The sequence below is a fragment of the Xanthobacter lutulentifluminis genome (genome assembly GCF_043194675.2).
Lineage (GTDB): Bacteria > Pseudomonadota > Alphaproteobacteria > Rhizobiales > Xanthobacteraceae > Xanthobacter.
The window spans coordinates 1299124-1323736 of the sequence record NZ_CM195525.1 but is presented as its reverse complement, the minus strand read 5'-3'; the positions used below and the strand labels follow the sequence as shown (position 1 = coordinate 1323736).

Here is a 24613-nt window from a genome sequence, read left to right as displayed (position 1 = left end):
CCACCTTTCGGCGGGCGGGACAGGCACTGGGAGGAAACGAGGTACGCGTCAGCCGCGGCGCCAGGCGCCGCGGGGAAAGGTCCGGATCAGCGGCCGTTGGCCACGATCTGCGGGATGTCCTCGCGGGCATAGCCATGGCGGGCCAGCTCGCTGTTGGACATGCGGTTCAGGTGCTCGTAGCGATCCGCCATGCGGCGGGCTTCGGCGACGGCGGCGACGAACTCCGACACCATGGCGCCCATGCGCCCGAAAAGTCCGGTGTCGCGGCCGTGGGTTGCGGTGATCGTGGCCATGAATGCCTCCTGTTCGATGACGTTAAGATAGGTCATCTGCGTGCGATGCAATATGGCGATTTGTGCATGGCACCATTGCGCATGCCGTATGCCAGAGGCGGTATGGAAGTCTGTGGATGACGCGGAAGCCTGTTGAACCGCGTGCGGGAATTGCGTATAGAGCCGACCTGCCTTCGCGGCCGGCCCGTTCCGGCCCGCGCCTCGGCGCATCCGGCAGACCGTTGGGGGATAGTTCAACGGTAGAACCGCGGACTCTGACTCCGTTAATCCTGGTTCGAATCCAGGTCCCCCAGCCACTACCATGATACCCTTTTCAGTTTTAGTCGCTTCGGCAATTCCTGCGGCAGTGTCGCGGGTTAGCTGGAAGCCTGTCTGGGCCGAGACCCGCTGCTCGGCTTTCCGGGCCGTTCCGGCGCCGGTTTCTCGGCCCGGTCTGAGGCGGGGCCTTTTCAATTTCCGGATGCATCATTTTCCCGCTCCGGCAGACCGGTTCGCACGGGCGTAGAGACCGGTTCGACAGGTACATCAAACAGGTGGGGAGTGCCCGGATCAGAAGGTGAGGAAGCGTTGCTCTTGCGCAGCCCAGTCATGCGGGAGCGCTGCGGTCAGGCTGGTGATGGTCAGGTTGGCCGGAGCGGTGCCATCAGCGATGGCCCTGACGAGGCTGGGCGAGAGGCAGGCCAGCGGCAGGAGCCTTCGCACGTTGCGATCGCCCATCTCCTCGCGGGCTGCAATGTCTTCAATGGACAGAGAGCCGTCCATCACCTCGACCATCCAGCGCCGCGCCCGGCCGATGGCCATGAGGATCGCTTGCGATGCGTTGGGATCGAGCCGCGGGCGATGCGACGGCCCATGGGCGATGCCCTTGCGGCGCCCTTGCGGTTGCCAGGCGAAGGGGATGGAGACGGGCTCGGGCGCCGGATCGTCCTCGTTCGCTCTCAGCTCGACCACGAGCCGATCGCGCTGGAGGGTGATGCGGACGATCCGATCACGCAGTTCCGCCTTCTCCCATGGGAAGGCTCCGGCGATCGCCGCCTCGACCTCGGGTGCGGAGACCCGTGCGATCGTGCCTGCCTCGGCTTTGCGATGCTGGAGGAGCGCTTGGGAGACATAGTAGCGGTAGCGGACCCCCTTCTTGTTGGCATGGCTCGGGCTCATGTGGTTGCCGGCATCGTCGTGCAGCAGCCCGGCGAGGATGAAGACGCGGTTGCGCGCCGGTTCCCGCCGCCTGATGGCCGAGGCTGCCAGCTTGTCCTGAACAGCAGTGAAGGTCTCCGCATCGACAATGGGCTCGTGCTCGGCCTTGTGGACCTCCCCCTGCCAGCTGATCTCGCCGAGGTAGGTGCGGTTGCTGAGGATCTGTGCGGTCGCGCCGACACCGAAGCGATGGTCTTTGCGGGTGCGCACCCCCTCGGCGTCGAGCGCCTTCACCACGGCGCCGACCGAGCCGAGGTCGAGATAGAGCCGGAAGATGCGGCGCACGAGATCGGCATCGCCGTCCTCGACCACCAGCCTTTTGTTCTCGTTGCGATAGCCGAGCGGAACCGTGCCGCCCATCCACAGGCCCCGGCGCTTGGAGGCCGCGATCTTGTCCCGGACCCGCTCGCCGATCACCTCGCGCTCGAACTGGGCAAAGGACAGCAGCACGTTGAGGGTGAGCCGGCCCATGCTGCTGGTGGTGTTGAAGCTCTGCGTCACCGAGACGAACGAGACACCATGCTCGTCGAACAGCTCCACCAGCTTGGCGAAGTCGGTGAGCGAGCGGGTGAGACGGTCGACTTTGTAGACCACGACCGTGTCGATGCTGCCGCTGCGTACGGCCTCCAGCAGTTTCTGCAGTGCCGGCCGCTCCAGAGAAGCACCCGACAATCCGCCATCGTCATAGTGCGCGGGCAGGAGGCGCCAGCCCTCATGGGCCTGGCTCTTGATGTAGGCCTCGCAGGCCTCCCGCTGGGCATCAAGGGAGTTGAAGGCGAGATCGAGGTTGTGCTCGGTGGACTTGCGCGTGTAAATCGCGCAGCGCTGCGGCTTCTGGACCGGCTCACGCATCGGCGGCCCCCATTACACCAGCCGTCTCGGCCACACGTTTCTTCGACACTGGCCTCAGCCCAAAGAAACGCGGCCCGTTCCAGCTCGTGCCGGTGATCCGCTTCGCGATGGTGGAGAGGCTGGCGTAGGTCTCGCCATTCCACAGGAAGCCGCCCGGCACCACCACGACCTCGTGCATGACACCGTCATGCTCGCGCACCAGCACGGTGCCGGACTTGAGTCGGCGGCGGGGTTCCTGTCCCCGCCCTAGTCGGTCGATCTGCTCGGACAGGCTGCGCTCCAGCTTGCCGAGGCGCTGCTCCTGCAGGCGGTGGGCGATCAGCCGGGCGATCATGTCGCGCGACAGGCCGTCCGGCGCCGGAACACGGCAGAGGGCGCGGAAGCGCGACCGCAATTGGTCGAGGCTGGCTGCGGCAACCACAGCCAGTTCCTCTTCGAGCGAAGTCCCGGCGGCAGAAGCCGCCGGGATCTGATCAGGCCGGGCCGCCATGTCAGGCGGCCTCCGCGCGGACGCGGTAGACCGGCGCGCCGCCGCCTTCGGCCTTCTCACTGACCACCGCGAAGCCGCGCTTTCGCAAGCCGGTCAGTGCGGCCCGTGTCGTGTGCGGCAACCATCCGGTCACCTCGACCAGCATGGCCAGGGAGGCGCCCTGTGGCTTTTCCAGCAGGGCGAGCACGATGCCGAGTTTGCTGCCGGGCTTCGGGCGGATGGCGGAAGCAGCCGTCGTCGCGGCCACCGGCGTGGCCTTCCCGAGAGAAACTTCCGTCGTCTTCCGCTTGGAACGGGCCGGGATGGTGCTCGCCCCGACAGCTTTGGCGCCCGCGCGTCGGGTACCGGACTTCCCCACAGCGGGGGACTTGCGGCGAGCCCGCGTGGTCTGCACTTTGGTGGTCATCGTGATCTCCCTGCGATTGCGGCGGGCAATCTCGCCCGTCACCACCGCAACCCCGCTATGGCGCAGCACCGGCGGGGTTCCCTTAGGAGATCGGCGCCTCTCACCGCGCCGTCCCGCACAGCAATGCTCACTATGCACCGCCAGTCCAGTCCATCGACTTCGGGAATCGGGAATTTCGTGTGGGGCGGCGGGTTGAAGATCAGGCTTCATGGTCTTTGTGAAGCGCTCGCCGAAGATATGGCGAACTGCGCCTTTGCCATCGCCCATTCACGATGCGCCATCTTCCATGCCTTTTCGACCCGGTTCAAGAGCAGCTTCAGGGCGGCCTCGACGGAGAGGAAGTGGCGCGGGCCCGCACGGCCCGGCGCAGCTTGGTGTTGAGCGCCTCGATGTCATTCGTAGTGTAGAAGAAGCCTCAATGGCTTGCGACTTCTGCGCCAGTGATGAATCCTTCAGATAGCTCGCGCAATTTCTGGCACCGCCGTCATCCCGAAACGGGCCAAAGGGGCGATGCCCCCTGGACCTTGCCCTTGCGCCTAAGGTTGGCCGGAACAGATGATGCACAATCCGGCTCCAGAAAAGAGCATGCACCTCCGCCTTCGGCCCGATGGTGGCGGCCTTGAATGCAGCGTCGAGGGCGGCGGACATGAGCCGGGCGGGCTGGGTCCATGGACGGATCATCGCCACCCTTCCGGCCAGTGAAGCACCTTTACTCGTCTTCATCATTATCCTTGCGGCGGACGCGCTCCAGGGTGGCCGGATCGAACTTCGCCTTCAGGCGCGCACCCTGGGCATCAGTGGCCCGGACCTTGTAGCAGCCGTCGTCGGAGCGGATGGAGAGCACCGTCCAGCCCTCTGCCTCCAGCTTCTTCTGGAGCGCCTCGCGTGGCTGCCAGTCGGCCAGCGGCACGTTGCAATCGCGATCCGCGGCGGCCGGTGCCGCGGCGAGGCAGGCGGCCACGAGGCACCCCGCGAACCATGGGCTTTTCACCGTGTGTTCTCCTTCCGCCCCGGCCTCATGGGACGCACGCCAAGCTGACACCCACCTGAACGGTCTAACGGATTCTCTCGCCCGTTCCACTTCGGGCCGCGCTAGATTGCCATGCGGCGCGCCGAGGTGACAGATGCGTATCCTCCTGGTCGAAGACGATCCCGTCCTGGGCATGGCCGTGCGCGACCAGATCGTCGCGGACGGCCACGGCGCCGACTGGGTGACATGCCTCGGCGACGCCGAGGATGCCCTTCACGCTGCCGCCTTCGACCTGATCCTCCTCGACCTGATGCTGCCCGACGGACGCGGCTCGGATTTCCTCAGGCGCCTGCGCAGCGCGGGCGACGCGACGCCGGTAATGGTGCTCACCGCCCGAGACCAGATCTCGGACCGCATCGCCGCCCTCAATGCCGGCGCCGACGACTATCTGGTGAAGCCCTTCGACCTATTCGAGCTGTCGGCCCGCATCCGCGCGGTCGGCCGGCGCTATGCGGGCAATCCCAACCCGCTGGTCACGCTGGGCGACATCGAGGTGGACCTTGCCGCCCGCTCGGTGCGGCGGTCGGGGCGGGCCGTGGCGCTCACCGCCCGGGAATGGTCGCTGTTCGAGGCCTTCCTCCAGCGCCCGCACCAGCTCATGTCGAAGCCGCAGCTGGAGGAACGGCTCTATTCCTTCGACGCCGAGGTGGAGAGCAACACCATCGAGGTCTATATCGCCCGCCTGCGCAAGAAGCTCGGCGCCGACGTCATCGAGACCGTGCGCGGCATGGGCTATCGCCTCGGCACGCCGGGAGGCGGGGCGTGAGCGCGCCACGGCGGTGGAGCCTGGGCCGGCGCCTCGGCCTGTGGCTCGCTGTGTCGGTGGCGGCGCTGTGGCTTGCCGCGGCCACCGTGGCGGGGCTGGTGCTGCGGCACGAGATCGACGAGGTGTTCGACAGCGCGCTGCAGGAGGTCGCCCAAAGGGTGCTGCCGCTCGCTTATTCCGAGCTGCTCTCCCGCGAGGATGGGGCCATGCCCCAGCACATGGCTCCGGTCGGCCCGCACCGGGAATACATCACCTACGTGGTGCGGGACGGGGAAGACCGCGTGCTGCTGCAGTCCAGCGACGCCGATCAGATGGCGATTCCCGCCGGCCTCGTCCCCGGTTTTCACACCACGCCCCGGCTGCGCACCTACACGGAAGCGGCGGTGCGGGGCACCATCATCGTCACCACGGCGGAGCAGCTGGACCATCGCGCCGCCGCGGTATGGCGGGCGGTCATGGCGCTGATCTGGCCGCTTGTTGCCCTCGTGCCCATTGCGCTCGCCGGTGTCTGGCTCACGGTACGTCTCACGCTGAAGCCGGTGCTCGCCTTCCGCCAGGCCGTCGCCGCGCGCGGGCGGGGAAACCTCGCTCCGGTGCCGGAGCAGGGATTACCCGAGGAGATGGCACCCGTCGCGGGCGCCGTGAATGCCCTCATGGAGCGCCTGCGCGGGGCGCTGGAGGCGGAGCGGGGCTTCGCCGCCAACAGCGCCCATGAGCTGCGCACCCCCATCGCCGCCGCTCTGGCGCAGACCCAGCGGCTCGTGGCCGAGCTGCCGGAAGGGCCGGCGCAGGAGCGGGCACGCGCCATCGCAGGCGCGCTGCGCCGCCTCTCGCGCCTGTCCGAGAAGCTGCTCCAGCTCGCCAAGGCGGAAGGCGCCGGCCTGCTCGCGGAGGCGCCTGCGCCGCTCGCGCCCGTGCTGCGCCATGTGATCGCCGACCTCGACCGCCAGAGCGCCCGCGCCGGCGACATCGCCTTGACCATCGCGCCGGATGGCGGCCCCGTCAGCGATCTCGATCCCGACGCCTTCGCCGTGCTCGCCCGCAACCTCATCGAGAACGCGCTGAAGCACGGCGCGCCGGACACGCCCATCCATGTCCGCCTCGCCGCGGACCGGCTCGACGTCGCCAACCACGGCCCTGTGGTGCCGGCCGACCGCCTCGCCGTGCTGCTGCGCCCGTTCGAGCGCGGGCCGACGGGGGCGGAGGGCTCGGGCCTCGGCCTCGCCATCGCCGCCGCCATCTGCCGCGGGGCGGGGCTCTCTCTGGAAATCGCCTCGCCGATCCCGGGCGCAGCGGATGGCTTCAGCGCCATCGTGCGCTTTCCTGCGGACGCGCGATCCTGACGGGAAGCTGAACGCCATTGCGCGTGCGTTTCAGGCGGCTGTCAGGTTCGCTCGCAAGAATGCCGGCGTCATCACTCGCCGGGAGCTTCCCATGAAGACGCGCACCCTGATCGGAACAGCCCTTCTCCTTTCCACCGCTGGCCTCGGCGTGGCGCTTGCCGCCACGCAGATCGATCATCTCGACCTACCGTTCCACAGCCGGGACGAAGCCGTTCAGGCCACGGACCGGCCTGTTCGCCTCGCGGACAATGACCGCGGGCGCGAGTGGGGGGATGGCCATCACAGCCGCCGCGACGCCGGCCGCGACGACGATGACGAAGACGACGACGATGACGATGACGGCCGTTCGGGCGGTCGCCGCGGCGCGCTTCCCCAGAACGGCCCGGCCGACCCCAACGCTCCCGTGCCGGACAACGGCCTGTTCCAGGGCAAGGCCCGGCCCAAGGTCGAGGTGCAGTGACCTCCGCAAGGACGTCCGCCTGAACCCCGCGCAGCTCTCAAAGGAATAATCAGATGAAATTCTTTCTTCCCGCCGTGGCGGCCACCGCCACCCTGCTGTCGCCGGTGCTGGCCGAGGCGCGGCAGGTCACGTTCGAGACGACGCTGAAGCCTTATGGCGGCAACGGCGCCTATGTGGTGCTCTACGTCACCGATGCCGCCGGCGCCTACAAGGGCACGCTGTGGATGGCCGGGGGCAAGGCGAAATACTACCGCCACCTCTCCGACTGGCAGCGCGCCTCCGGCGGACGCCCCGCCGAGATCGACGGCATCACCGGCGCCAGCGTCGGATCCGGCAAGACGCTGAAGATCACCCTCGATCTCGCCGATGCCATGATCGACGCCGGCTACCAGGTCCATGTGGACACGGCGGTGGAGGACGGGATGGACAATCCCTCGGATGTGGTCGCCCCGCTGGCCTTGGCCGCATCGGGCAAGCCCGTGGCCGGCAAGGGCTATGTGAAATCCTTCACCGTCACCTTCTGATCCCCCTTCGGATACCCCCAAATGCTTCGCCGCCTCCATGGCCTTCCCGGCATCGCGCTGGCGCTGGCCCTCGCCGTCACCGCCCTCTCCGGCACGGTCCTTTCCGTGCAGCCGGCGCTCGATCGCGTAACCGTGCCGGCAATTCCGGCGGCGGCCAGCGTCGCGGACGTCGCGGCGCGGGTCGCCGCGCGCCATCCCGGCGTCAGCGCCATCCGGCTGCGGGCGGACGGCCGCCTCACGGCCGCCTTCGATGACGGCGGCACGCGTGGCGTGGAGCGCATCGATCCCGCCACCGGCGCGGGGCTGGGGCCTTACGCGGTGTCGGACACCACCCGCTTCATCACCAATCTCCACCGCGCCTTCCTCATGGGCGATGCGGGACGCGTGGGGGCGGCTATCGGCGCGCTGGCGATGCTCGGCCTCAGCCTCTCCGGCCTCATGCTGCTCGCCCGCCGCCTCGGCGGCGTGGGCGCGCTGCTGCGGCCCATCCGCGGCACCCCGGCGCAGCGCTGGCATGGAGAACTCGGCCGGCTCGCGGCGGTGGGCCTGCTCCTGTCGTCGCTGACCGGCCTGTGGATGTCGGCGGGCACCTTCGGGCTTCTGCCGGAAACCGCGGCGATGACCCCCGCCGTCACCGCCAGAGGCGGTGCGCCGGCGCCCGTCGGGACGCTCACCGGCCTGAACACCGTGAAGCTCAGGGACCTGCGCGAACTCACCTTCCCCGATCCTGCCGACCCCACCGACGTCTTCACCCTCGTCACCGCCGATGGCGAGCGGCTGGTGGATGCCGCCACCGGCGCCACCCTCGCCTTGACCCCGGCGACCGTGCTGGAGCGGATGAACGACCTCGTGCGCACGCTGCACACGGGGCGCGGCGCCTGGGTGCTCGGCCTTCTGCTCGGCCTCGCCTCGGCCATGGTCCCGGTGCTGGGCGCAACGGGTCTCGTCCTGTGGCTGCGGCGGCGGGCGGCGCGGCCGCGCATCGGCGCCAATGTTCCGGCGCGGGGGGCGGATACGGTGATCCTCGTGGGCAGCGAGGGCAATTCCACCTGGGGTTTCGCGGGCACCCTGCACGCGGCCCTCGCCGCCGCCGGCCACAAGGTCCACACCGCGGCCATGAACGATGTGAGCGCGGCGCATATGGCCGCCCCGCGCCTGCTGGTGCTCGCCGCCACCTATGGCGAGGGCGCGGCGCCCCAATCGGCCAGGCACTTCCTGTCCCGCCTTGCCAATCTGCCGGGACAGCCGGCGGTGGCGGTGCTCGGCTTCGGCGATCGCAGCTTCCCGCATTTCTGCCGGTTCGCGCGTGATGTCGCCGATGCGCTCGCCGCGCGCGGCTGCCCGCAGCTCTTGCCCATGAAACGGGTGGATCGCCGTTCGCCACAGGAATTCGCCCAGTGGGGCCACGATCTCGGCGACGTACTGGGGCACGACCTCACGCTCACCCATGTGGCGGAGCCGCCGAAGACCACCCGGCTGGTGCTCGTCGCGCGCGAGCTTTACGGCGAGGCGGTGGGGGCGCCCGTGGCGATCCTGCGCTTTCAGGCACCCGTGGACCCGCGCACCGGCGCGCCCGGCCTTCTGCCCGCCTTCGAGGCCGGCGACCTCGTTGGCATCGTGCTTCCCGGTGATGCCATGCCGCGCTTCTATTCGCTGGCCTCCTCCACCCGCGACGGCGTGCTGGAAATCTGCGTGCGGCTGCGCGAAGGCGGCCTGTGCTCCACCTTTCTGCACGCTCTTCAGCCCGGCGAAGGCATCGATGCCTTCATCCGCGAGAATCCGACCTTCCGTCCGGCCAAGGGACGCGGCCCGCTCATCCTCATCGGCGCGGGGGCCGGCATTGGGCCGCTCGCCGGCTTCGTGCGGGCCAATGCGGCGGGCCGGCCGGTGCATCTCTACTGGGGTGGTCGGAGCGCGGCATCCGACTTCCTCTATGAGCACGAGCTGGCCCAGCACCTCGCCGAGCGGCGGCTGACGACGCTGCGCACCGCCTTCTCGCGGGATGCGGACGAGAGCGCCTATGTGCAGGACCGCATCGCCGCCGACGCCCCGCGCCTGCGGGAACTGGTGAGGCAGGGCGCGCAGATCCTCGTCTGCGGCGGCCACGACATGGCCGAGGCGGTGACCCGCGCGCTGGAGCCGGTGGTGCGCCCGCTGGGCCTCGACCTTCCCACCCTCAAGTCGAGCGGACGCTATGTCGAAGATGTCTATTGATGCGCCTTGGGGTGCGACGACGCTCCGGCGCCGCGCCCTGAGCGGGCCGGCCATGGGCGCGCGCTGGTCCGCTACCTTCTTCGCCGCCGACGATATGGACGAAGCGGCCCTCACCCGCCGCCTTCAGGGCGCGGTGGAGCGGGTGGAACAGCAGATGTCCACCTTCCGGCCCGACTCCGATCTGGAACGGCTGAACGCCGCGCCCATCGGTGCGTGGACGCCCATCCCCCGCGAGCTGATGCACGTCCTCGCCACCGCCCTGGAGATCGGCCGCCTCTCGGGCGGGGCGTTCGACATCGGGGTGGGCGATCTGGTCAGGGCATGGGGCTTCGGCGCATCGCCCGGGCCCGATGGCGGACGCATCGCGGCGCTTGCCGGCCGGCCCTCCTTCGAGCCGCCCAAGACCTTCCAGCTAGATCCGGCCGGCGGCCGCGCTCGCCGGCTGGCGCCGCTGCGGCTCGACCTGGCCGGCATCGCCAAGGGTTTCGGCGTGGATGAGCTGGCCCGCGAGATGGGTGCGGCCGGCCTCTCCTCCTGGCTGGTGGGCATCGACGGCGAGATGCGCGCCGAAGGGCTGAAACCGGACGGCCGGCCGTGGACGGTGGCGCATGAGCGGCCGTCCGCGGGTGAGCGGGACATCCTCGGCATGCTGGAACTCTCCGGCGCCGCCGTCGCCACCTCGGGCAATTATCGCCATCGGGTGGAAGTGGGTGGGCGTGTCATCTCCCACACCATGGATCCGTCGCGGGGGGCGCCGCTGGAGAACGACCTTTGCGCCGTCACCGTGCTCGGCGCCACCTGCATGGCGGCCGACGCCTGGGCCACCGCACTGCTGGTGAAGGGCGCAAGCGAAGGCCCGGCCCTCGCCCGCCGCCTCGGCCTTGCGGCGCTCTTCGTGCGCGCTGACGGCATGGTGGAGGGGACGGGGCCGCTGGCTCCGCCCGCAGAGCCGCTGCCGGACAGCCGCTAGACGGCGTGACCGACCAGAGTGCCGATGGCCGCAGTCGCGGCCATGGCGATGGCGCCCCAGAAGGTCACCCGGATGGTCGGCTTCCAGATATCGGCGCCGCCCCCCCGCGCGCCCAGCGCACCCAGGACCGCGAGGCAGACCAGCGACCCGCCCGAGACGATCGGCGCGATCAGGGCGGTGGGTGCCAGAAGGGAGATGGCAAGCGGGATCGCCGCGCCGAGCGCGAACGTCACCGCCGATGTCAGCGCGGCCTGGATGGGGCGCGCGACCACATGCTCGGCCAGCCCAAGCTCATCCCGCGCATGGGCGGCGAACGCGTCCTTTGCCGTCATCTGCTCGGCCACCTGCCGCGCCAGCGCCGGCTCGACACCGCGCCGCACGTAGATCTGGGTCAGCTCGTTCAGCTCGCTTTCGGGATCCTCGGCGAGCTCGCGCCGCTCCTTCCGCAGATCGGCGTTCTCGGTGTCGGCCTGCGAACTCACCGAAACGTATTCGCCCGCCGCCATCGACATGGCGCCGGCGACGAGGCTCGCCACGCCCGCGACCAGGATCTCCGACGCATTGGTCGAGGCCGCCGCGACGCCCACCATGAGGCTCGCCGTCGAGATGATGCCGTCGTTGGCGCCGAGGACGGCGGCGCGCAGCCAGCCGATGCGCTCGATCAGGTGGTTCTCACGGTGGAGGGTGTACATGGCGATACCTGCCGGGAGGAGTTGCGGATTGGCGCGCAACATGGCGCCAGGGGAGTCGATCTACACAACTCTTTAGAATAAATCTAATCTGCTTGGGTGACGATGCGATGAGGCATGTCCTCGCCACGGCCCTCGAGATCGGGCGCTTGTCGGGCGACGCGTTCGAACATCGGCGTCGGCGATCTGATCAAGGCGTGGGGCTTCGGCGCAGCGCTGGGGCCCGATGGCGGGCGCATCGCCGCGCCCGCCGGCTGGCGCCGCTGCTGCTCGACCTTGCTGGCATCGCCAAGGGCTTCGGCGTGGACGAACTGGCGCGGGAGATAAGCGCGGCCGGCCTCTCCTCCTGGCTGGTGGGCATCGACGGCGAGATGCGGGCCGCACCCTCTCCCACATCATGGACCCGTCGTTAGGCGCACCGCTGGACAATGACCTGTCCGCCGTCACCGTGCTCGGCGCGACCTGCATGGCTGCGGATGCCCCGGCGACTGCGCTGCTGGTGCGCGGGGCGAGCGACGGCCCCGCGCGCGCCCGCGGACTGAGCCTTGCGGCCCTGTTCGTGCGGACGGATGGCGTGGTGGCCACGTGGCCCTGAGCAACATGGTCCAGAGCAACATGGCCCTGAGCAACATGGCCCTGAGCACCTGCCGGCGCGGACGGACCCTACCGTCCGGCGCCATAGCCTGCAGCCGCGCGACCGGGATATTCAGGTCGCGCGCCGTGAGCCGATTTCGCGGACGAGGGCTTTCCAGCGGAGGAGAGGTTCCTCCAGGAACTCTTCGCCATGCGCTGAGCGTTACCCGCCCGGAAAGACGAGACGCATGAGCGCGCCGCCGCCGGGTGCGTCCTCGATCCGGACGGTGCCGTTGTGCAGTTCCATCGTGGTGGCGACGATCGCGAGGCCCAGTCCCGCCCCGTCCGAACGGCTCTTGTCAAGGCGCCGGAAGCGCTCCAGCACGTCGCCGCGCCGCTCCGGTGGGATGCCGGGGCCATGGTCGCGCACCGCGCACTGCCCCCCGGGACCCGCGGTCACCTCGACGGCGGTGCCTGCCGGCGTGTGGGCCAGAGCGTTTTCCACGAGGTTCCGGAGCGCCCGGCCGATGGCGTCGCCGTGACCGGGCACGCGCGCTGCTCCCGCCTCTCGAAAGGTGATGGTTCGACCCCGCATGACCGCGAGCGGTATCAGCTCGGCCACCACCTCACGCGCGATGACGCCGAGATCGGCCCGGGTGTCCGGCGCGAGTTCCAATGCGGTCGCGTGCGACATGTCGAGCATCTGGTCCACGAGGCGCTTCATGCGCTGCGCGTCGGCCACGAGCTTCGCCTTCTCCACGCTGTCGGGCAGCTTGCCGATGCTCAGCATCATGATGGCGAGTGGCGTGCGCAGCTCGTGCGCCGCCTCCCCCGCGAAGTCCTTCAGGGCACGCACGGAGCGCTCGATGCGTGCCAGCATGACGTTGACCGACGTCACCAGCGCCTGCACCTCCCGCAACGAGGGCTCCGCCTCGATCCGGGTGGACACCTGGGCCGGGTCGATCCGGTCGATGGCGGCGATGGTGGTCTCGAGCGGCTTCAGCGTGGTGCGCACCACGCTGAAATTGAACAGGAGGAACATGAGCGAGAGCAGGATGAGCGGCAAGATCACGTGGAAGCGAATCTCGTTGAAGATGACCGGCACGAACGGCCGGAAGCCCTCGCCGGCGATGGCCACCGTGATCCAGTAGGGATGCCGCGCGACCTCGACGCGGCGGGTGCCCGTGAGCAGGAAGCGGCTGTCCCAGCTCTCGCGCTGGGTCCGGATGACCAGGAAGGACAGAGGCGGCTCGTCGGCGATCTTCAGGCTGGCGTCGTCGAACCGCGCCACCACGGCGCCGCCGCGCTCATGGATCAGGAAAGCGCGCCGCGTCCCGGCGGCGAGCGGATGCCGCAGCCCCTCCGGAACCGGGTTGCCGGCCCCTTCCCGCATCTGCGGGATTTCCCGGGCGATCCGGTCCGCCTCCGCGGTCACCAGGAGCTGGTCGAGCTCGTTGGGATTGTTGACATACATCCGCACGACGACGAGCAGCTCGACCACCAGGAAGACGAGCCCCACCAGAGCGAGGCGCACCGAGAGGCGAAAGAACAGGCTGTGCGGCGCGGTGGGCAGGCGGTTCGCGCTCACGGGGCGTCCCGTTCCGCGCCGGCATCGGCGGGATGCGGGGCCTGCGCCAGCATGTAGCCGATGCCGTGGGTGGTGTGCAGGATCACGTCCGCCCCGACGGCGGCGAGGCGCCGGCGCAGACGCGAGACCGCCGCCTCCAGAGCGTTGGGCGTCACCTCGGAAGAGAGGGCGTACATGGCTTCCTCGAGGCTGGTCTTGCTCACCACGTGCCCGGCCCGCCGCATCAGGCGCTCCAGCAGGTCCCGCTCCCGCGGCGGCACGTGGAGCAAGCGGCCGGAAACGCGCACCTCGTGCGCCACGGTGTCGAAATCGAGGTTTCCCAGCCTCAGGATGATGCCGAGGCAGCCGCCGGGACGGCGCAGCAGCGCGCGGCAGCGCGCCGCCAGCTCCGCCATGTCGAAGGGCTTCACCAGATAGTCGTCGGCCCCCGAATCGAGGCCGCCGACCCGGTCACCGAGACCGTTGCGGGCGGTGATCACCAGGATGGGGGCCCCGTTCCCGGCCCGCCGGATGGCGCGGATGAAGTCGATGCCGTCGCCGTCCGGCATGCCGAGGTCGATGAGCAGGAGGTCATAGGACATGACGGCCGCGCTCTCCCGCGCAGCGCCCAGGGAGGCGACGCGGTCGAGCACGAAGCCCTCGGCCTCCAGCCCCTCCGCGATCAGGGTCGAGAGCCGCGCATTATCCTCCGCGAGCAGAACCCGCATGGTCGACATCCGTTCCGCGGGCGCGGCGCTTGCGCCCCGTGATCATGGCGAGCACCAGGTTTTCCCGGTTTGCGACGCTTTTGGCGATGGCGGCGAGCACGTGCACCGCCGCCATGGCGAGAATGAGGTTGGACGAGACCTCATGTACCTCCTGCACCCATTCCACCCCCCAGAAGGCGTCGAGGGTCTGCATCCAGCCGGTGAGGCAGGTGAGGGCGAGCAGGCCCATGAGCGCGAGCGCCATGGCCCCGCCCGCCGGATTGTGGCCCACATAGCGCCGGTCGCGCCGGGCGACGATCGCGCGCAGGTGGGACACCACGGTGCGGGGCGCGGCGACGAAATCGGAAAAGCGCGCATGGGCGCTGCCGACGAAGCCCCATGCCACCCGTACGGCGAGCGCGGCGGCCACGGCGTAGCCCACATAACGGTGCGGCGCCTTGCCGCTTTTAAGGACGAAGCTGTTCAGCGCGACGCCGAGCACCACCATCCAATGGAAGATCCGCACCAGCGGATCCCAAACCGGAACGGTATACCGGACACGCGCCGATGCTTCGGATCGATGGGGCAGCGTGGCCATGGTTCAGTCCACGTTGTTCTCGACAATCTCGCCGGTCACGGGATTGAAATAGACTTCCGCCTTGCGGCCGTCCGCATTGTATCCGTAGATCTCGTAGCACCCGGTCGTGGTCTTCTTGAACACCTTGATGTCCTTGAAGCCCATCTGGCTGATCTTCTGCTTCATGGCCTCTTCACTGAGCCACTTGTCCTGCGGCTCCCTGGTGCAGGTCGGGCTCGCGAGCGCCGCGGAAGAGGCCAGGCACAGCGCGGCGGAAGCGATGAAAAATCTGCGGATCATCGGGTTTTCCTCATGCTGCGGGACGCGATGGACCAGGCCCGTCCCGCCGGCTCCGTCTCCTAGCGATTGCCGCTGACGAAAGCCTGACAGGCCGAGAGATGCGAAAACCCGGCAGCTATCAATTGTGGACCGCGTCAGGACGTCGTCAGCCCGCCCGCGTATCGAGGAGCCGCCGCTCCTTCGGGCGACGCCATCCTTTCGGGAGACCGATCCATGACCATCGTTCGCGGCCTTCTCGTTGCCGGCGTTCTCGCCTGCGCCTCGCTCGCCGCCGTCCCGGGCTTTGCCGCCGACGCCCTCAATCCGCAGACGAAGAAGAACCTGGAAGCGGCCATGCACGGCGAAGCCTTCGCCAACCTGAAGTACCAGGCCTATGCCGAGCGCGCGCGCAAGAGCGGCCATCCCGAGATCGCCAAGCTGTTCGACGAAAGCGCGAACGTCGAGGCCAACGAGCATTTCGCCCGCGAGGCGGATGCCCTCGGCCTCGTGAACAGCGACGAGGCCAACCTGCTGGACGGCATGGCCGGCGAACACTACGAAAACACCAAGATGTACGTCGAGTTCGCCGCTCAGGCCGATGCGGTGGGCGACAAGAAGATGGCGGAGCTGTTCCGCCAGATCGCCGCCGACGAAGGCGACCACTATGCGGCCTACAAGGCCGCGGTGGAAAAGCTGCGTGCCGAAAAGTGATCTTTCCGTGCGGCGCGAGCCCCTCTCGCGTCGCACGGCACCACGGTTGGCGGATCATCCAAGGCATCGTGCGCGTTCCGGCGGCGGGCCTCGCCGGCGTGCCCTGGTTTCCGCCTTTCGAGAGTTCCGAACTGCATCCGCCTCGGCGCCCCCGGGAGGACTGCGGTCATAGCGCCATGGCGCATGCCAGATCACCGGATTAACCTCCGCTGCGGCCAAGCATGCATCGCGGGGGCACAGATGGGGCGTTTCCTCGACCAGCGCGTTCTGCGCCGGAGCCTTGCGGGGGTTGCCCTGCTCGGCCTCATGGGCGGCGTTGCAGCATGGTGGCTCGACGATGCGGCGCTGGCCGCCCGGATCTGGACCGGCGGCACGCTCCCCGTCATCGTCTGGCTCGCCGTCGCCATCGCAAGGGATCTTGCCGCCGGGCGCATGGGCGTCGACGCGGTAGCGCTGCTGTCCATGAGCGGGGCGCTCGCGATGGGCGAGAGCCTCGCGGGTTCGGTCGTCGCCGTGATGTATGCCGGCGGGAACCTCCTGGAAGACATCGCCGTCGCACGGGCGGAGCGGGACTTGCGGTCGCTGGTGGATCGTGCGCCCCGCATCGCCCACCGCCGCGATGGCGACGCCATCATCGATATTCCCGTCGACACCGTCGCGCGCGGCGATCTGCTGGTGGTGCATGCCGGCGAGGTCATCCCGGTCGACGGACTCCTCGCAGACGGCGCCGCCACGGTGGATGAGGCGGCCTTGACCGGAGAGCCCATGCCGGTGGGCAAGGCGCGCGGCGCGCCGGTGTTCAGCGGCACCATAAATGCTGGAGAAGCCTTCGAGATTCGTGCCACCGCCGTCGCCGGCGACAGCACCTATGCCGGCATCGTGCGGATGGTGACGGCCGCGCAGACCGCCAAGTCCCCCTTCATCCGCCTTGCCGACCGCTATGCCCTGCTGCTGCTGCCCGCGACCCTGATGCTCGCCGGCCTGGCCTGGGCGCTGTCCGGCGATGATTTGCGCGCCCTCGCCGTGCTGGTGGCCTCGACACCGTGCCCGCTGATCCTGGCCGCCCCGGTGGCGTTCATCGCCGGTGTCGCGCGGGCTGCGCGGCTCGGCATTCTGGTGAAGGGCGGAGCAGCCCTGGAAGCGCTGGCCCGCATCCGCACCGTGGTGCTCGACAAGACCGGCACGCTGACGGTGGGCGGCGCCCGTCTCGTCGCGGTGGAGGTGGCGCCCGGCGAGAGCCCGGACGAGATCCTGCGCCTCGCGGCCTCCCTGGAGCAGGCCTCGCACCATGTGGTGGCGGCAGCTATCGTCTCGGCGGCCCGCGGGCGGGGCTTCGCGCTCGATGCGCCCGAAGCGGTGCGTGAGATCATGGGGGCCGGCCTCGAGGGCCGCGTCCGCGGGCGGCGGGTGAAGGCGGGTTCCTATGATCTCGTCTGCGGCGCCCTCCAGCCCGAGCCGTGGGCGGCGCGGGCGCTGCGGCGGGCGGCATGGCGGTCGGCGCTCGGCGTCTTCGTGGCCGTGGACGGCAAGGTGAAGGGGGCCATCCTGCTCGCCGACGAGCTGCGGCGGGAAGCGCCGCGCGCCGTCCAGTCCCTGCGCGCCGCGGGCGTGGCGCGCATCGTCATGCTGACCGGCGACAATGCCGAGGCGGCGGAGACCATCGGCGCCGCCCTGGACCTCGATTGCGTCCTCGCCAACCGCAGCCCCGGCGACAAGCTGGAGGCCGTCGCGGTGGAGCAGCGGCTCAACCCCACCCTGATGGTCGGCGACGGCATCAACGATGCCCCGGCGCTGGCCGCCGCCGGCGTGGGCATCGCCATGGGCGCGCGCGGCGCGAGCGCATCATCGGAAGCCGCGGATGCGGTCATCCTCGTGGACCGGCTGGATCGGGTATCGGACGCGGTTGCGATCGCCAGGCGCACGCGACGCATCGCAATGGAGAGCATCGGCGTCGGCATGGGGCTCTCCGGCATTGCTATGATCGCGGCCGCCTTCGGCTGGCTGCCGCCGGTGGCGGGCGCGCTGACCCAGGAGGCCATTGACGTGGCCGTCATCCTCAACGCCCTGCGCGCCCTGACGGCGGGCCGGAGCCTCGGCCATCGCGCGCTTGAGCCGGCCGTCACCCTGGCCCTTCAAGAGGACCATCGCGAGCTGGAGGCGACCCTCGACCGGATGCGGGAGATCGCCGATGCCCTGGACGATGCCACCGGCGCTGCCGCCGTCGCCCTCATCCGGGAAGCCGGCACGCTGGTGACCATCAGGATCGCGGCCCACGAGCGGCTGGACGAGGACAACGTCTATCCGCAGCTGCGTGCCGCCTTGCACGATGGCGACAGCCTCGCCGCCATGAGCCGCGCCCATCGCGAGATCCTCCATCTCGCGCGTCTGCTGAGCCGCCTCGCGGAGGGCCTGACCGCTGCCGATGCGGACCGCTACCTCATCCGCGACGCGCAACGCATGGTGGAATCCATCGAGGCACTGGTGCGCATGCACAATGCGCAGGAAGAAGACATCTATGAGAACGCCGCAGTCTGAGCCGATGCGCCATCACAAGGCGACGTGCAAGGTATGGATATCGCAGATTTCTTTTCGAGTGAGATGAGGTGATTGGGGTCTCGGCCAGTGGTTGGCTGATCCAGGCAGGTTGCGCTGCCGCGCGAGCGCATCGGTTGGTATCGAGGGGTTCATGCCAGGAGCCGGCAATGCCGGCTCTGGCGCTCGCTGCTGGTGACACGCCGCTGGTGACACGCCGCTCAAGGCGAGCCCCGCCGCCCTTCTTTTTCAACATCCAATGGGACATCCCACAGGCGTGTCTGCGCGCCTTCAGGTTTGGCGAGGGTTGTTCCATCTACCCGTGCGGCTCGGGGGCGAGCGTCGGGATCGACCTCCACGGTTGCGGTCTGGCCGGCCACGAGCCGAACTCCGGAAGGCATGCGGTCGATGGCGATGCGGACCGGAACACGCTGGGCGAGGCGCACCCAGTTGAAGGTGGGATTGATATTGGCGAGTAAGCCGGCACCGGTGGTCCGCTCACGGTCCTCGATCGCCGCGGCGATACTTTCCACATGACCTCTTAAGGAGCTGAGCTCACCCATGAGGCGGATTGTGACCGAGTCGCCCACGCGAATGCGGGGCAGCTTCGTCTCCTCGAAATAGCCCTCCACGCGCAGGGAATCCGCATTGAGAAGCGCAACGACCGCCTTGCCAGTGGTGACATAATCGCCTTTCTGCAGCTGAAGATTGGTTACGATGCCATCGACCGGAGCCTTGACATCGGAACGTTCGAGGTTGATCCGGGCAAGATCGCGTGCGCTCAAGGCCTGCCGGTATGCCGCGTCGGCCTGGGTGACTGCGGTCGCGGCCTGTTCGGCGTTCTGGCGCGATACCACCTCCTTCGCGCGCAAATGCTCGTATCGCTCAAGCTCACGCCTTGCCTGCTCCAGGGTGGCGGCACGTCCCTCCACGATCGCTTCGGCCTCCCGGAGGGCGATCTCGAAACGCTCGCGGTCCACGCGAAACAGGATGTCCCCCTTCTTTACCTCGGCATTGTCACGCGCGAACACCTCGTCGACGAGACCGGCGACGTCGGGGGCGATATTGACGACGTCGGCGCGCACCCTCGCATCCCTTGTCCAAGGCGCGTTCACGTAGGAGTTCCACAAGGCGCGCGCCATCATGATTGCACCGATTGCTGCTATGAGCGTGACCGCGATGCGTCCGCTTTGCGCTATGCTGAGCTTCATCCTGCAAGCCATTCAAGAAGATAGAAGGTGGCCCCCGCGAGAACAGTGAATACCGAGAGGTGGAACAGGGCGGGATGCCAGATAAACCGATCCGCGCCCACAGACGAGAGCAATCGCGCCTCCAGTCGGGTACTTACCAAGGCCAGCAGCGAGACCACGAGAAAGATGGGCAGGTAAACGCCAAGAATGTCCACTTCCGCGATCATGGTCGCTCCTCATGCGGCCGCAATCAACGCAGGGTGCTGCGCCGATGGCCGTGGGGGGAAAACCGGAGCGGACGCATCCGGAAACAGGGCTTGTCGCAGCCCGACAAGGGCGTGCACTGCGTTGTTTGCCGGCACCCCGACAGCCTCGGCAAGCACATCGGCAATCGCCTGGTCGATCTTCTCCCGCAAAGCCGGGTCAGGCGGGGTGGGCGTTCCGCTATCGGCCTGTACCGCGTAGTGCCGCGCTACCCCGGTCAGAACGGCATTGATCGGCTGCTTGACCTGTCCCGGTAGCGCACGCCTGTCACGCTGGAGGTCGAGGACATTGTAGCCGACACGCAGGTCCCTCAGCCCGTCTGCGGCGATCGGCCCGCTGAGGGCTCCCGCAGCGAGGCGTGGGACGAACTGGCCGAGCCGATCGAGGGTTCGACTGGTGAGAACGCCATGATCCTGGCGGCGCGCCCCCGCGGCAGTCGCGGCAAGATCACTCCAGCCTGAGCGCAGCAGGCGGCGCGCCGCGATCTCGACGCCGAAGGGCTTGGTCACCAGGACCCAGATCCACGCGAATGTCAGCCCCGCTACAACTGCCAAGCTTTCGTTCAGGTAAATGGTGAAATCGGCGCCGTAGCGGCTCTGGATCGCGAGGGAGCCTGCCCCGCCCGCAGCCAAAAGCAGGGTGGCGAGGGCGAGCTCCGGCCGGGGAATGAAGGCGCCCACGAGCAGGAAAGGCGGCGCCAAAACCAGCACGAGGGTCTCGAAATCCTGGACCAGAGGTACGATCGTGAAAAGCCAGACACCCGCGAGAATCTGCGCGACCGCGAACCATGTGATCATAGCTCGGATCAGCGGGGCTGGCCTGTCGAGGGCACCAAAGAAGCAGCATGCGACGGTAGTCATGGCGACAAAATTGGCACCGTTTGCCCACCCACTCTGGATCCAGGCGAAACTGGCGGAAAGTGTTGCGAGGGCTGCGGAGAGCGAGGAAACAGCGATCAGGCCGTGATCGTGATGGCGCGCGTTGCCAACGATGGGACGGTGATTCAGGACGGGATGGAAGGTCCTCCCCGGGTCCTCAGACTGCATTTGCTGGTGAAGGCAGAGGCAGTCCTGCCAGAGATCGATCAGCTCTTGCAGCCGGGAGTACGCATGAGCGCGCAGAAGCGCCGTCCAGTCATGAAGGTCCTCGACCCCAGGACTCAACGCGGCGAGCTGCTCGTACAGGTGTTTGGGGCTCGGCGGTGCTCGTGTCAGCGGCTCGGATATCCAGGCGGCGGTTTCGTCCGCAAGACGGAATAGCGGGTCATCCGCGCTCTCGCTGCTGCCTTGGCGCGTCGGCGCCAAGGCGCGCATGCGATCAGACAGGGAAGACAGGAGCGGCAGGAGATGCAACAGGCGCCCTCTCAGCTCGCGGGCCCCCCGGACGAGATCACGCGCCTTGGATTCGTGGGACAGCTGGAGGATCAAGGCGTCGAGAGCGGCCACATCGGCTGCGAGCTTCTGGCTGCGAGAAGCGCCGCCGGTCAGCGCCTCACCTCGCAGGGCCTCCACGGCGCACGCGCCGGCGTCGCGCAGGTAACCGGATACGCGACCGAAGAGGGCGCGAGCGACGCTCTGCGGAAAAATGGTCGCGCAGACCACGCTCGCGCACAGGATCCCGAGAATGATTTCCTCGCTGCGGGCGAGAGCCACGTCGAAAATGGTCTGCGGTGCCGAGACGGTGGGAAGGGCGATGAGCGGCAGGGTATAGGCCGCCAACATAAATGCGTAGGCCCGGGGCGTGCGATCGAGGAGCGCAAGATAGAGCAGGGTTGCGGCCCAGGCGGCCACGGCAAGGGACAGGAGCTCGGGCAGGTCCACGAACGCGGGCACGAGCACGATGGCCCCCGAAGCTCCGAGCAATGTTCCCAGGGTGCGATAGAGGGCCTTGGACATGGCGGCACCGGCCAGCGGACTCGCCACCACATAGACCGTGGTCATGGCCCAGTAAGGGCGCGGAAGGTCCATCGCCAAGGCAATGAATAGCGCCAGCATGGCGGCGGCGAAGGTCTTGATCGAGAACAGCCAGTCGCGCCAGGAGGGTAAGGTCAAGGCTCGGCCTCCATGCGGGTCCGGTTCTGTTGAAGGCGGCTATGGGCATCCTCGACGGCGTGAAGGACACGCAGCGCTGCCTCGATGTCCGCATCGCTGACCTCGGCCAGGACATGGGCGCGCAGGGCGTCCACCGCCTTTTCGGCGCGTTCGGCAAGGCGCTCGCCAGCCTCGGTGAGCCACAAGGTCTTGGCGCGGCGGTCACCGGGGTCGTCCTGACGCACCACGAGCCCGGCATCGCACAATCGATCCAAGAGACGAACGAGAGAGGGGCCCTCAATTCCGACATGCGCGGCGAGGGTGACTTGCCGCACCCCGCCACCCAGACGCTTCAGCCAAACCAGCGGTGCAGCGCGGGCCTCCGAGATGCCGGCAGCAACAAGCGCCGCCTCAGCCAGTCGCCGCCATTGACGACCCGCCTGCAGGAGATCGGACGTCAGACGTTGCTTTATCTGCATATTGTTCATTGCACAATGATAAGGTATGAATTAATAAGGATACAAACGTTATTGTCAATCGCCAGCGGCGTCCGTGCAGTGTGCCTGACTGCTGGGCGCGCTTGGAGGAAGAATGAACGCGATCGGCTTGCCGGGGGATCAGACGACCGAAGTTTTGCGTGAGGTTCTTCCAGACTTGTACCGCATCCGGCTTCCGCTCCCATTCCCGCCGCGTGAAGTCAACGCTTGGCTCCTCGGCGGCTCGGATGGCTGGACGCTCATCGATTGCGGGATTGATGACGCCCCGACACGCGCGATCTTCACGAACGTCCTTTCGGACTCGCGCCTGCGCGCGAAGCCCGTCACGCGACTTGTCGCGACCCATTTCCATCCTGATCACGTCGGGCTGGCCGGGTGGCTTCGAGCGCGCACCGGCGCGGAATTTCACATGAGCCGGCAAGAGTGGGAGCAGGCCCAATTTCACTCGCGTTTGGCCCCGTCGACAGCCATTCCCCAGATCGTCGCGCACCACGCCCGCGCGGGAGCGCCCCGCTCCTTTCTGGAGTTCTTGCCGCGCGATGGTTGGATCTTTTCCAAATCGGTCGGTCCGCTGCCGGAGCGCTATGTGCCCGTCAAGGACGATGACGTATTGATCCTCGCCGGCAGCGCCTGGCGTGTCATCGTGGCCGAGGGCCATGCGCCGGAAATGATCTGCCTTTACAGCCCGGAGCGGCGCGTTCTGATCGCGGCGGACCAGATCCTGGAGCGCATCTCTCCCCATATCGGCGTGCACCCATTCGATCCGATCGGTGATCCGCTTGGGATCTTCTTGAAGTCCTTGAGCCGGTTTGAGGCGCTCCCGGACGATATTCTGGTGCTGCCGTCGCATGGTGATCCGTTTCCTGGCCTCCACGCACGCATTGCGGCGCTCAGGGCGCATCATGCCGCGCATCTCGATCATCTGGTGGACTTCTGTCGGATGCCGCGCACAGTGATGGAGACGCTGGACGTTCTGTTCCGACCTCTCCCGCTGGATCAAATCGGCTTCGGGCTCAGCGAAGCGCTGGCCCATCTGCGGCATCTGGTCAATCTCCAGGCGCTGGATGAGGCATGCGAGGGCGACCGATGGAGGTTCGTGCGGCGATAGCCATTCTTGCCCATGGGAGCGCAGGGGGATCGTCGGCGCAGGATGGCTGGCGATCGGTGGGGCGCATGGGAGAGGACGAGGTGGCGAGTGGACCCTCTGCCACAGATGCGGTCTCGCACTCTGAGCGGGTGCTGGTCTCCGTTCGGCGACGAACGTGCCTCAGTCACAGTGGAGCAGACGTTTCCCGGGCTGAAGGGGTGACGGTTCGTGCTTGCTCAATTCCGTCGCATGCGCACCCGTTCAGGAGGCCTCTTCATCTTCGATGAATAGCGACCAGACGGCGACGAACAGGGCGGCGATCAGCGGACCAATGACAAAACCGTTCATGCCGATCAGGGAGAGGCCACCTACCGTGGAGACGAGGACCACATAGTCCGGTAGAAGAGTGCCTTTGCCCACCAGCGTCGGGCGCAGCAAATTGTCGATCGTGCTGATCACCAGCGTGCCGACCAAAAGCAGGATCGCGCCCTTCAGGTAGGCGCCCGAGAGCAGCAGGTAGCAGGCAGCGGGCACCCAGACGAGCCCCGCGCCGATCGCCGGAAGGAGCGAGAGGACCGTCATGAGCACGCCCCACAGGAGCGCGGCCTCGATGCCCAGCGCCCAGAACGCGACCCCGCCAGTGGCGCCCTGGATCGTCGCGATGATGACGTTGCCCTGAACCGTCGCCTTCACCACCGAGGAGAACTTGCCGAGGATGTGCTGCGTGTGGCGGTCGCTGAGCGGGCTCGCCCTGCGGATCAACACGATGAGGTCCGCGCCGTCACGGAACAAGAAGAAGAGCAGGTACAGCATCACGCCGAGGCCGATGAGGAACTGCGCCGTGTTCTGTCCGATGGCGACTGCTCCGGTGGCGATGGTCTGGCTGGCCTGGAGCAGGAAGGACGTCAGTTTGGTCTGGATCTCCGCGGTGCTGCCGAGACCGAGCGCCGAAAGCGCGTCAAGGACGACGGGCGGCAGCGCCCCCTGGACCTGCCCGATGAGCGCGCCGGGATCGAACTGACGTGTGCTGATGCGGGTGTAGAGGGCGGTGGCCTCCCGGGCGAGGGAAGCGAGAATCAGGGCGCCCGGAATGACGGCGATACAGATCGAGGCCAGCACGCTGAGTATCCCCGCGAGATTGCGACGCCCGCCCAGACGCTGCTCAAGCATCCGCTGCAGCGGATGGAACAGGATCGCGAGGATGACAGCCCAGAGGATGGCGCCATAGTAAGGCAGGAGGATCCAAACGAAGGCTGCGCTCACCAGGGCGACGGCGGTGAGAAAGCTGAGTTGCTGGATCGTCGTCCGCGGCATCAGGTACTGCGTGCCTCCATGGTTCGGGTGTCGTCCTGTCCTGAGTCAGGC

General features: G+C 68.1%; 24 protein-coding genes, 1 tRNA gene and 2 pseudogenes. 11 read left to right on the top strand and 16 right to left on the bottom strand.

Annotated elements, in window-relative coordinates; all coding sequences use genetic code 11:
• Positions 1-86 precede the first annotated feature (86 nt).
• On the bottom strand, positions 87-293 hold the full coding sequence (locus V5F49_RS06035; RefSeq protein ID WP_394115994.1) for a hypothetical protein: 207 nt from the start codon (positions 291-293) through the stop codon (positions 87-89).
• A gap of 222 nt (positions 294-515) precedes the next feature.
• On the opposite strand from V5F49_RS06035, the gene V5F49_RS06030 reads away from it, so the two are divergent.
• A tRNA-Gln gene (locus tag V5F49_RS06030) sits at positions 516-589 on the top strand.
• A 253-nt stretch (positions 590-842) separates the two neighbouring features.
• Here V5F49_RS06030 and V5F49_RS06025 read toward each other — a convergent pair.
• From V5F49_RS06025 to V5F49_RS06005, 5 genes and pseudogenes are all read right to left on the bottom strand, one after another.
• A complete protein-coding gene (locus tag V5F49_RS06025) occupies positions 843-2342 on the bottom strand; it encodes a recombinase family protein (RefSeq protein WP_394115995.1) in 1500 nt (499 codons plus the stop codon).
• Positions 2335-2832, bottom strand: a complete 498-nt coding sequence (locus V5F49_RS06020; RefSeq protein ID WP_394115996.1) for a DUF2924 domain-containing protein — start codon at positions 2830-2832, stop codon at positions 2335-2337. The genes V5F49_RS06025 and V5F49_RS06020 overlap by 8 nt, the downstream gene beginning before the upstream one ends.
• A gap of 1 nt (position 2833) precedes the next feature.
• Positions 2834-3238 carry a DUF3489 domain-containing protein gene (locus tag V5F49_RS06015; RefSeq protein WP_394115997.1) on the bottom strand — a complete coding sequence of 135 codons (405 nt, stop codon included), beginning with the start codon at positions 3236-3238 and terminating at the stop codon, positions 2834-2836.
• Between the two features lie 207 nt (positions 3239-3445).
• A pseudogene (locus V5F49_RS06010) lies at positions 3446-3644 on the bottom strand (transposase); the annotation flags it as partial.
• Between the two features lie 303 nt (positions 3645-3947).
• Positions 3948-4229: a PepSY domain-containing protein gene (locus V5F49_RS06005; protein ID WP_394115998.1), complete on the bottom strand. Its 282-nt coding sequence runs from the start codon at positions 4227-4229 to the stop codon at positions 3948-3950.
• A 133-nt stretch (positions 4230-4362) separates the two neighbouring features.
• Between V5F49_RS06005 and V5F49_RS06000 the strand changes: the two genes are divergently transcribed.
• The 6 genes from V5F49_RS06000 (at position 4363) to V5F49_RS05975 (ending at position 10545) form a co-directional block, all read left to right on the top strand.
• Positions 4363-5034 carry a response regulator transcription factor gene (locus V5F49_RS06000; RefSeq protein WP_394115999.1) on the top strand — a complete coding sequence of 224 codons (672 nt, stop codon included), beginning with the start codon at positions 4363-4365 and terminating at the stop codon, positions 5032-5034.
• The gene (locus V5F49_RS05995; RefSeq protein ID WP_394116000.1) at positions 5031-6377 is read left to right on the top strand and encodes a sensor histidine kinase; all 1347 of its coding nucleotides are present in this window, start codon (positions 5031-5033) and stop codon (positions 6375-6377) included. Before V5F49_RS06000 ends, V5F49_RS05995 begins: the two co-directional genes overlap by 4 nt.
• 91 nt (positions 6378-6468) lie before the next feature.
• Entirely contained in the window at positions 6469-6837 is a 369-nt protein-coding gene (locus tag V5F49_RS05990; protein WP_394116001.1) for a hypothetical protein, read from the top strand.
• 53 nt (positions 6838-6890) lie between these two features.
• Complete coding sequence (locus V5F49_RS05985) at positions 6891-7361, top strand: DUF2271 domain-containing protein (protein ID WP_394116002.1); 471 nt, start codon at positions 6891-6893, stop codon at positions 7359-7361.
• A gap of 21 nt (positions 7362-7382) precedes the next feature.
• Positions 7383-9575, top strand: a complete 2193-nt coding sequence (locus tag V5F49_RS05980) for a PepSY domain-containing protein (RefSeq protein ID WP_394116003.1) — start codon at positions 7383-7385, stop codon at positions 9573-9575.
• A gap of 52 nt (positions 9576-9627) precedes the next feature.
• Positions 9628-10545: an FAD:protein FMN transferase gene (locus V5F49_RS05975; RefSeq protein ID WP_509210750.1), complete on the top strand. Its 918-nt coding sequence runs from the start codon at positions 9628-9630 to the stop codon at positions 10543-10545.
• Here V5F49_RS05975 and V5F49_RS05970 read toward each other — a convergent pair.
• The gene (locus V5F49_RS05970; protein ID WP_394116285.1) at positions 10542-11237 is read right to left on the bottom strand and encodes a VIT1/CCC1 transporter family protein; all 696 of its coding nucleotides are present in this window, start codon (positions 11235-11237) and stop codon (positions 10542-10544) included. The genes V5F49_RS05975 and V5F49_RS05970 overlap by 4 nt on opposite strands.
• 107 nt (positions 11238-11344) lie before the next feature.
• Between V5F49_RS05970 and V5F49_RS05965 the strand changes: the two are divergent.
• Positions 11345-11829, top strand: a pseudogene (locus V5F49_RS05965) (FAD:protein FMN transferase).
• Between the two features lie 201 nt (positions 11830-12030).
• On the opposite strand, the gene V5F49_RS05960 reads toward V5F49_RS05965, so the two are convergent.
• The 4 genes from V5F49_RS05960 to V5F49_RS05945 form a co-directional block, all read right to left on the bottom strand.
• The gene (locus tag V5F49_RS05960; RefSeq protein WP_394116005.1) at positions 12031-13395 is read right to left on the bottom strand and encodes a sensor histidine kinase; all 1365 of its coding nucleotides are present in this window, start codon (positions 13393-13395) and stop codon (positions 12031-12033) included.
• Positions 13392-14102, bottom strand: coding sequence for a response regulator transcription factor (locus tag V5F49_RS05955; protein WP_394116006.1), 711 nt, complete (start codon positions 14100-14102; stop codon positions 13392-13394). Before V5F49_RS05955 ends, V5F49_RS05960 begins: the two co-directional genes overlap by 4 nt.
• On the bottom strand, positions 14077-14607 hold the full coding sequence (locus V5F49_RS05950) for a cytochrome b/b6 domain-containing protein (RefSeq protein WP_509210749.1): 531 nt from the start codon (positions 14605-14607) through the stop codon (positions 14077-14079). The genes V5F49_RS05955 and V5F49_RS05950 overlap by 26 nt, the downstream gene beginning before the upstream one ends.
• A gap of 75 nt (positions 14608-14682) precedes the next feature.
• Complete coding sequence (locus tag V5F49_RS05945) at positions 14683-14958, bottom strand: PepSY domain-containing protein (RefSeq protein WP_394116008.1); 276 nt, start codon at positions 14956-14958, stop codon at positions 14683-14685.
• Between the two features lie 213 nt (positions 14959-15171).
• Between V5F49_RS05945 and V5F49_RS05940 the strand changes: the two genes are divergently transcribed.
• Together V5F49_RS05940 and V5F49_RS05935 are read left to right on the top strand one after the other, a co-directional pair.
• Positions 15172-15648, top strand: a complete 477-nt coding sequence (locus V5F49_RS05940) for a rubrerythrin family protein (protein ID WP_394116009.1) — start codon at positions 15172-15174, stop codon at positions 15646-15648.
• A gap of 240 nt (positions 15649-15888) precedes the next feature.
• Positions 15889-18183: a heavy metal translocating P-type ATPase gene (locus V5F49_RS05935; protein WP_394116010.1), complete on the top strand. Its 2295-nt coding sequence runs from the start codon at positions 15889-15891 to the stop codon at positions 18181-18183.
• A gap of 218 nt (positions 18184-18401) precedes the next feature.
• On the opposite strand, the gene V5F49_RS05930 is transcribed toward V5F49_RS05935, so the two are convergent.
• Genes V5F49_RS05930 through V5F49_RS05915 form a run of 4 tightly spaced genes read right to left on the bottom strand, consistent with a single transcriptional unit; the run spans position 18402 to position 22152 of the window.
• Positions 18402-19391, bottom strand: a complete 990-nt coding sequence (locus V5F49_RS05930) for an efflux RND transporter periplasmic adaptor subunit (RefSeq protein WP_394116011.1) — start codon at positions 19389-19391, stop codon at positions 18402-18404.
• Positions 19388-19597 carry a DUF1656 domain-containing protein gene (locus tag V5F49_RS05925; RefSeq protein WP_394116012.1) on the bottom strand — a complete coding sequence of 70 codons (210 nt, stop codon included), beginning with the start codon at positions 19595-19597 and terminating at the stop codon, positions 19388-19390. The genes V5F49_RS05930 and V5F49_RS05925 overlap by 4 nt, the downstream gene beginning before the upstream one ends.
• Before the next feature lie 9 nt (positions 19598-19606).
• Positions 19607-21685: an FUSC family protein gene (locus V5F49_RS05920; RefSeq protein WP_394116013.1), complete on the bottom strand. Its 2079-nt coding sequence runs from the start codon at positions 21683-21685 to the stop codon at positions 19607-19609.
• Positions 21682-22152, bottom strand: coding sequence for a MarR family winged helix-turn-helix transcriptional regulator (locus V5F49_RS05915; protein ID WP_394116014.1), 471 nt, complete (start codon positions 22150-22152; stop codon positions 21682-21684). Before V5F49_RS05915 ends, V5F49_RS05920 begins: the two co-directional genes overlap by 4 nt.
• A 103-nt stretch (positions 22153-22255) precedes the next feature.
• Here V5F49_RS05915 and V5F49_RS05910 point away from each other — a divergent pair, with 103 nt between their 5' ends.
• Positions 22256-23269 carry an MBL fold metallo-hydrolase gene (locus V5F49_RS05910; RefSeq protein ID WP_394116015.1) on the top strand — a complete coding sequence of 338 codons (1014 nt, stop codon included), beginning with the start codon at positions 22256-22258 and terminating at the stop codon, positions 23267-23269.
• Between the two features lie 240 nt (positions 23270-23509).
• Here V5F49_RS05910 and V5F49_RS05905 read toward each other — a convergent pair whose 3' ends face one another.
• The gene (locus V5F49_RS05905) at positions 23510-24562 is read right to left on the bottom strand and encodes an AI-2E family transporter (RefSeq protein ID WP_394116016.1); all 1053 of its coding nucleotides are present in this window, start codon (positions 24560-24562) and stop codon (positions 23510-23512) included.
• Positions 24563-24613 lie beyond the last annotated feature (51 nt).

Bases quoted from the DNA above. Each gene is read 5' to 3' on its own strand.
- V5F49_RS05985 (WP_394116002.1), top strand. From the start codon at position 6,891: ATGAAATTCTTTCTTCCCGCCGTGGCGGCCACCGCCACCCTGCTGTCG.
- V5F49_RS05915 (WP_394116014.1), bottom strand. From the start codon at position 22,152: ATGAACAATATGCAGATAAAGCAACGTCTGACGTCCGATCTCCTGCAG.
- V5F49_RS05955 (WP_394116006.1), bottom strand. From the start codon at position 14,102: ATGCGGGTTCTGCTCGCGGAGGATAATGCGCGGCTCTCGACCCTGATC.
- V5F49_RS06035 (WP_394115994.1), bottom strand. From the start codon at position 293: ATGGCCACGATCACCGCAACCCACGGCCGCGACACCGGACTTTTCGGG.
- V5F49_RS05990 (WP_394116001.1), top strand. From the start codon at position 6,469: ATGAAGACGCGCACCCTGATCGGAACAGCCCTTCTCCTTTCCACCGCT.
- V5F49_RS05940 (WP_394116009.1), top strand. From the start codon at position 15,172: ATGACCATCGTTCGCGGCCTTCTCGTTGCCGGCGTTCTCGCCTGCGCC.
- V5F49_RS05970 (WP_394116285.1), bottom strand. From the start codon at position 11,237: ATGTACACCCTCCACCGTGAGAACCACCTGATCGAGCGCATCGGCTGG.
- V5F49_RS05930 (WP_394116011.1), bottom strand. From the start codon at position 19,391: ATGAAGCTCAGCATAGCGCAAAGCGGACGCATCGCGGTCACGCTCATA.
- V5F49_RS06000 (WP_394115999.1), top strand. From the start codon at position 4,363: ATGCGTATCCTCCTGGTCGAAGACGATCCCGTCCTGGGCATGGCCGTG.
- V5F49_RS06025 (WP_394115995.1), bottom strand. From the start codon at position 2,342: ATGCGTGAGCCGGTCCAGAAGCCGCAGCGCTGCGCGATTTACACGCGC.
- V5F49_RS05980 (WP_394116003.1), top strand. From the start codon at position 7,383: ATGCTTCGCCGCCTCCATGGCCTTCCCGGCATCGCGCTGGCGCTGGCC.
- V5F49_RS06020 (WP_394115996.1), bottom strand. From the start codon at position 2,832: ATGGCGGCCCGGCCTGATCAGATCCCGGCGGCTTCTGCCGCCGGGACT.
- V5F49_RS05935 (WP_394116010.1), top strand. From the start codon at position 15,889: ATGGGGCGTTTCCTCGACCAGCGCGTTCTGCGCCGGAGCCTTGCGGGG.
- V5F49_RS05925 (WP_394116012.1), bottom strand. From the start codon at position 19,597: ATGATCGCGGAAGTGGACATTCTTGGCGTTTACCTGCCCATCTTTCTC.
- V5F49_RS05975 (WP_509210750.1), top strand. From the start codon at position 9,628: ATGGGCGCGCGCTGGTCCGCTACCTTCTTCGCCGCCGACGATATGGAC.
- V5F49_RS05945 (WP_394116008.1), bottom strand. From the start codon at position 14,958: ATGATCCGCAGATTTTTCATCGCTTCCGCCGCGCTGTGCCTGGCCTCT.
- V5F49_RS05905 (WP_394116016.1), bottom strand. From the start codon at position 24,562: ATGCCGCGGACGACGATCCAGCAACTCAGCTTTCTCACCGCCGTCGCC.
- V5F49_RS05910 (WP_394116015.1), top strand. From the start codon at position 22,256: ATGAACGCGATCGGCTTGCCGGGGGATCAGACGACCGAAGTTTTGCGT.
- V5F49_RS06015 (WP_394115997.1), bottom strand. From the start codon at position 3,238: ATGACCACCAAAGTGCAGACCACGCGGGCTCGCCGCAAGTCCCCCGCT.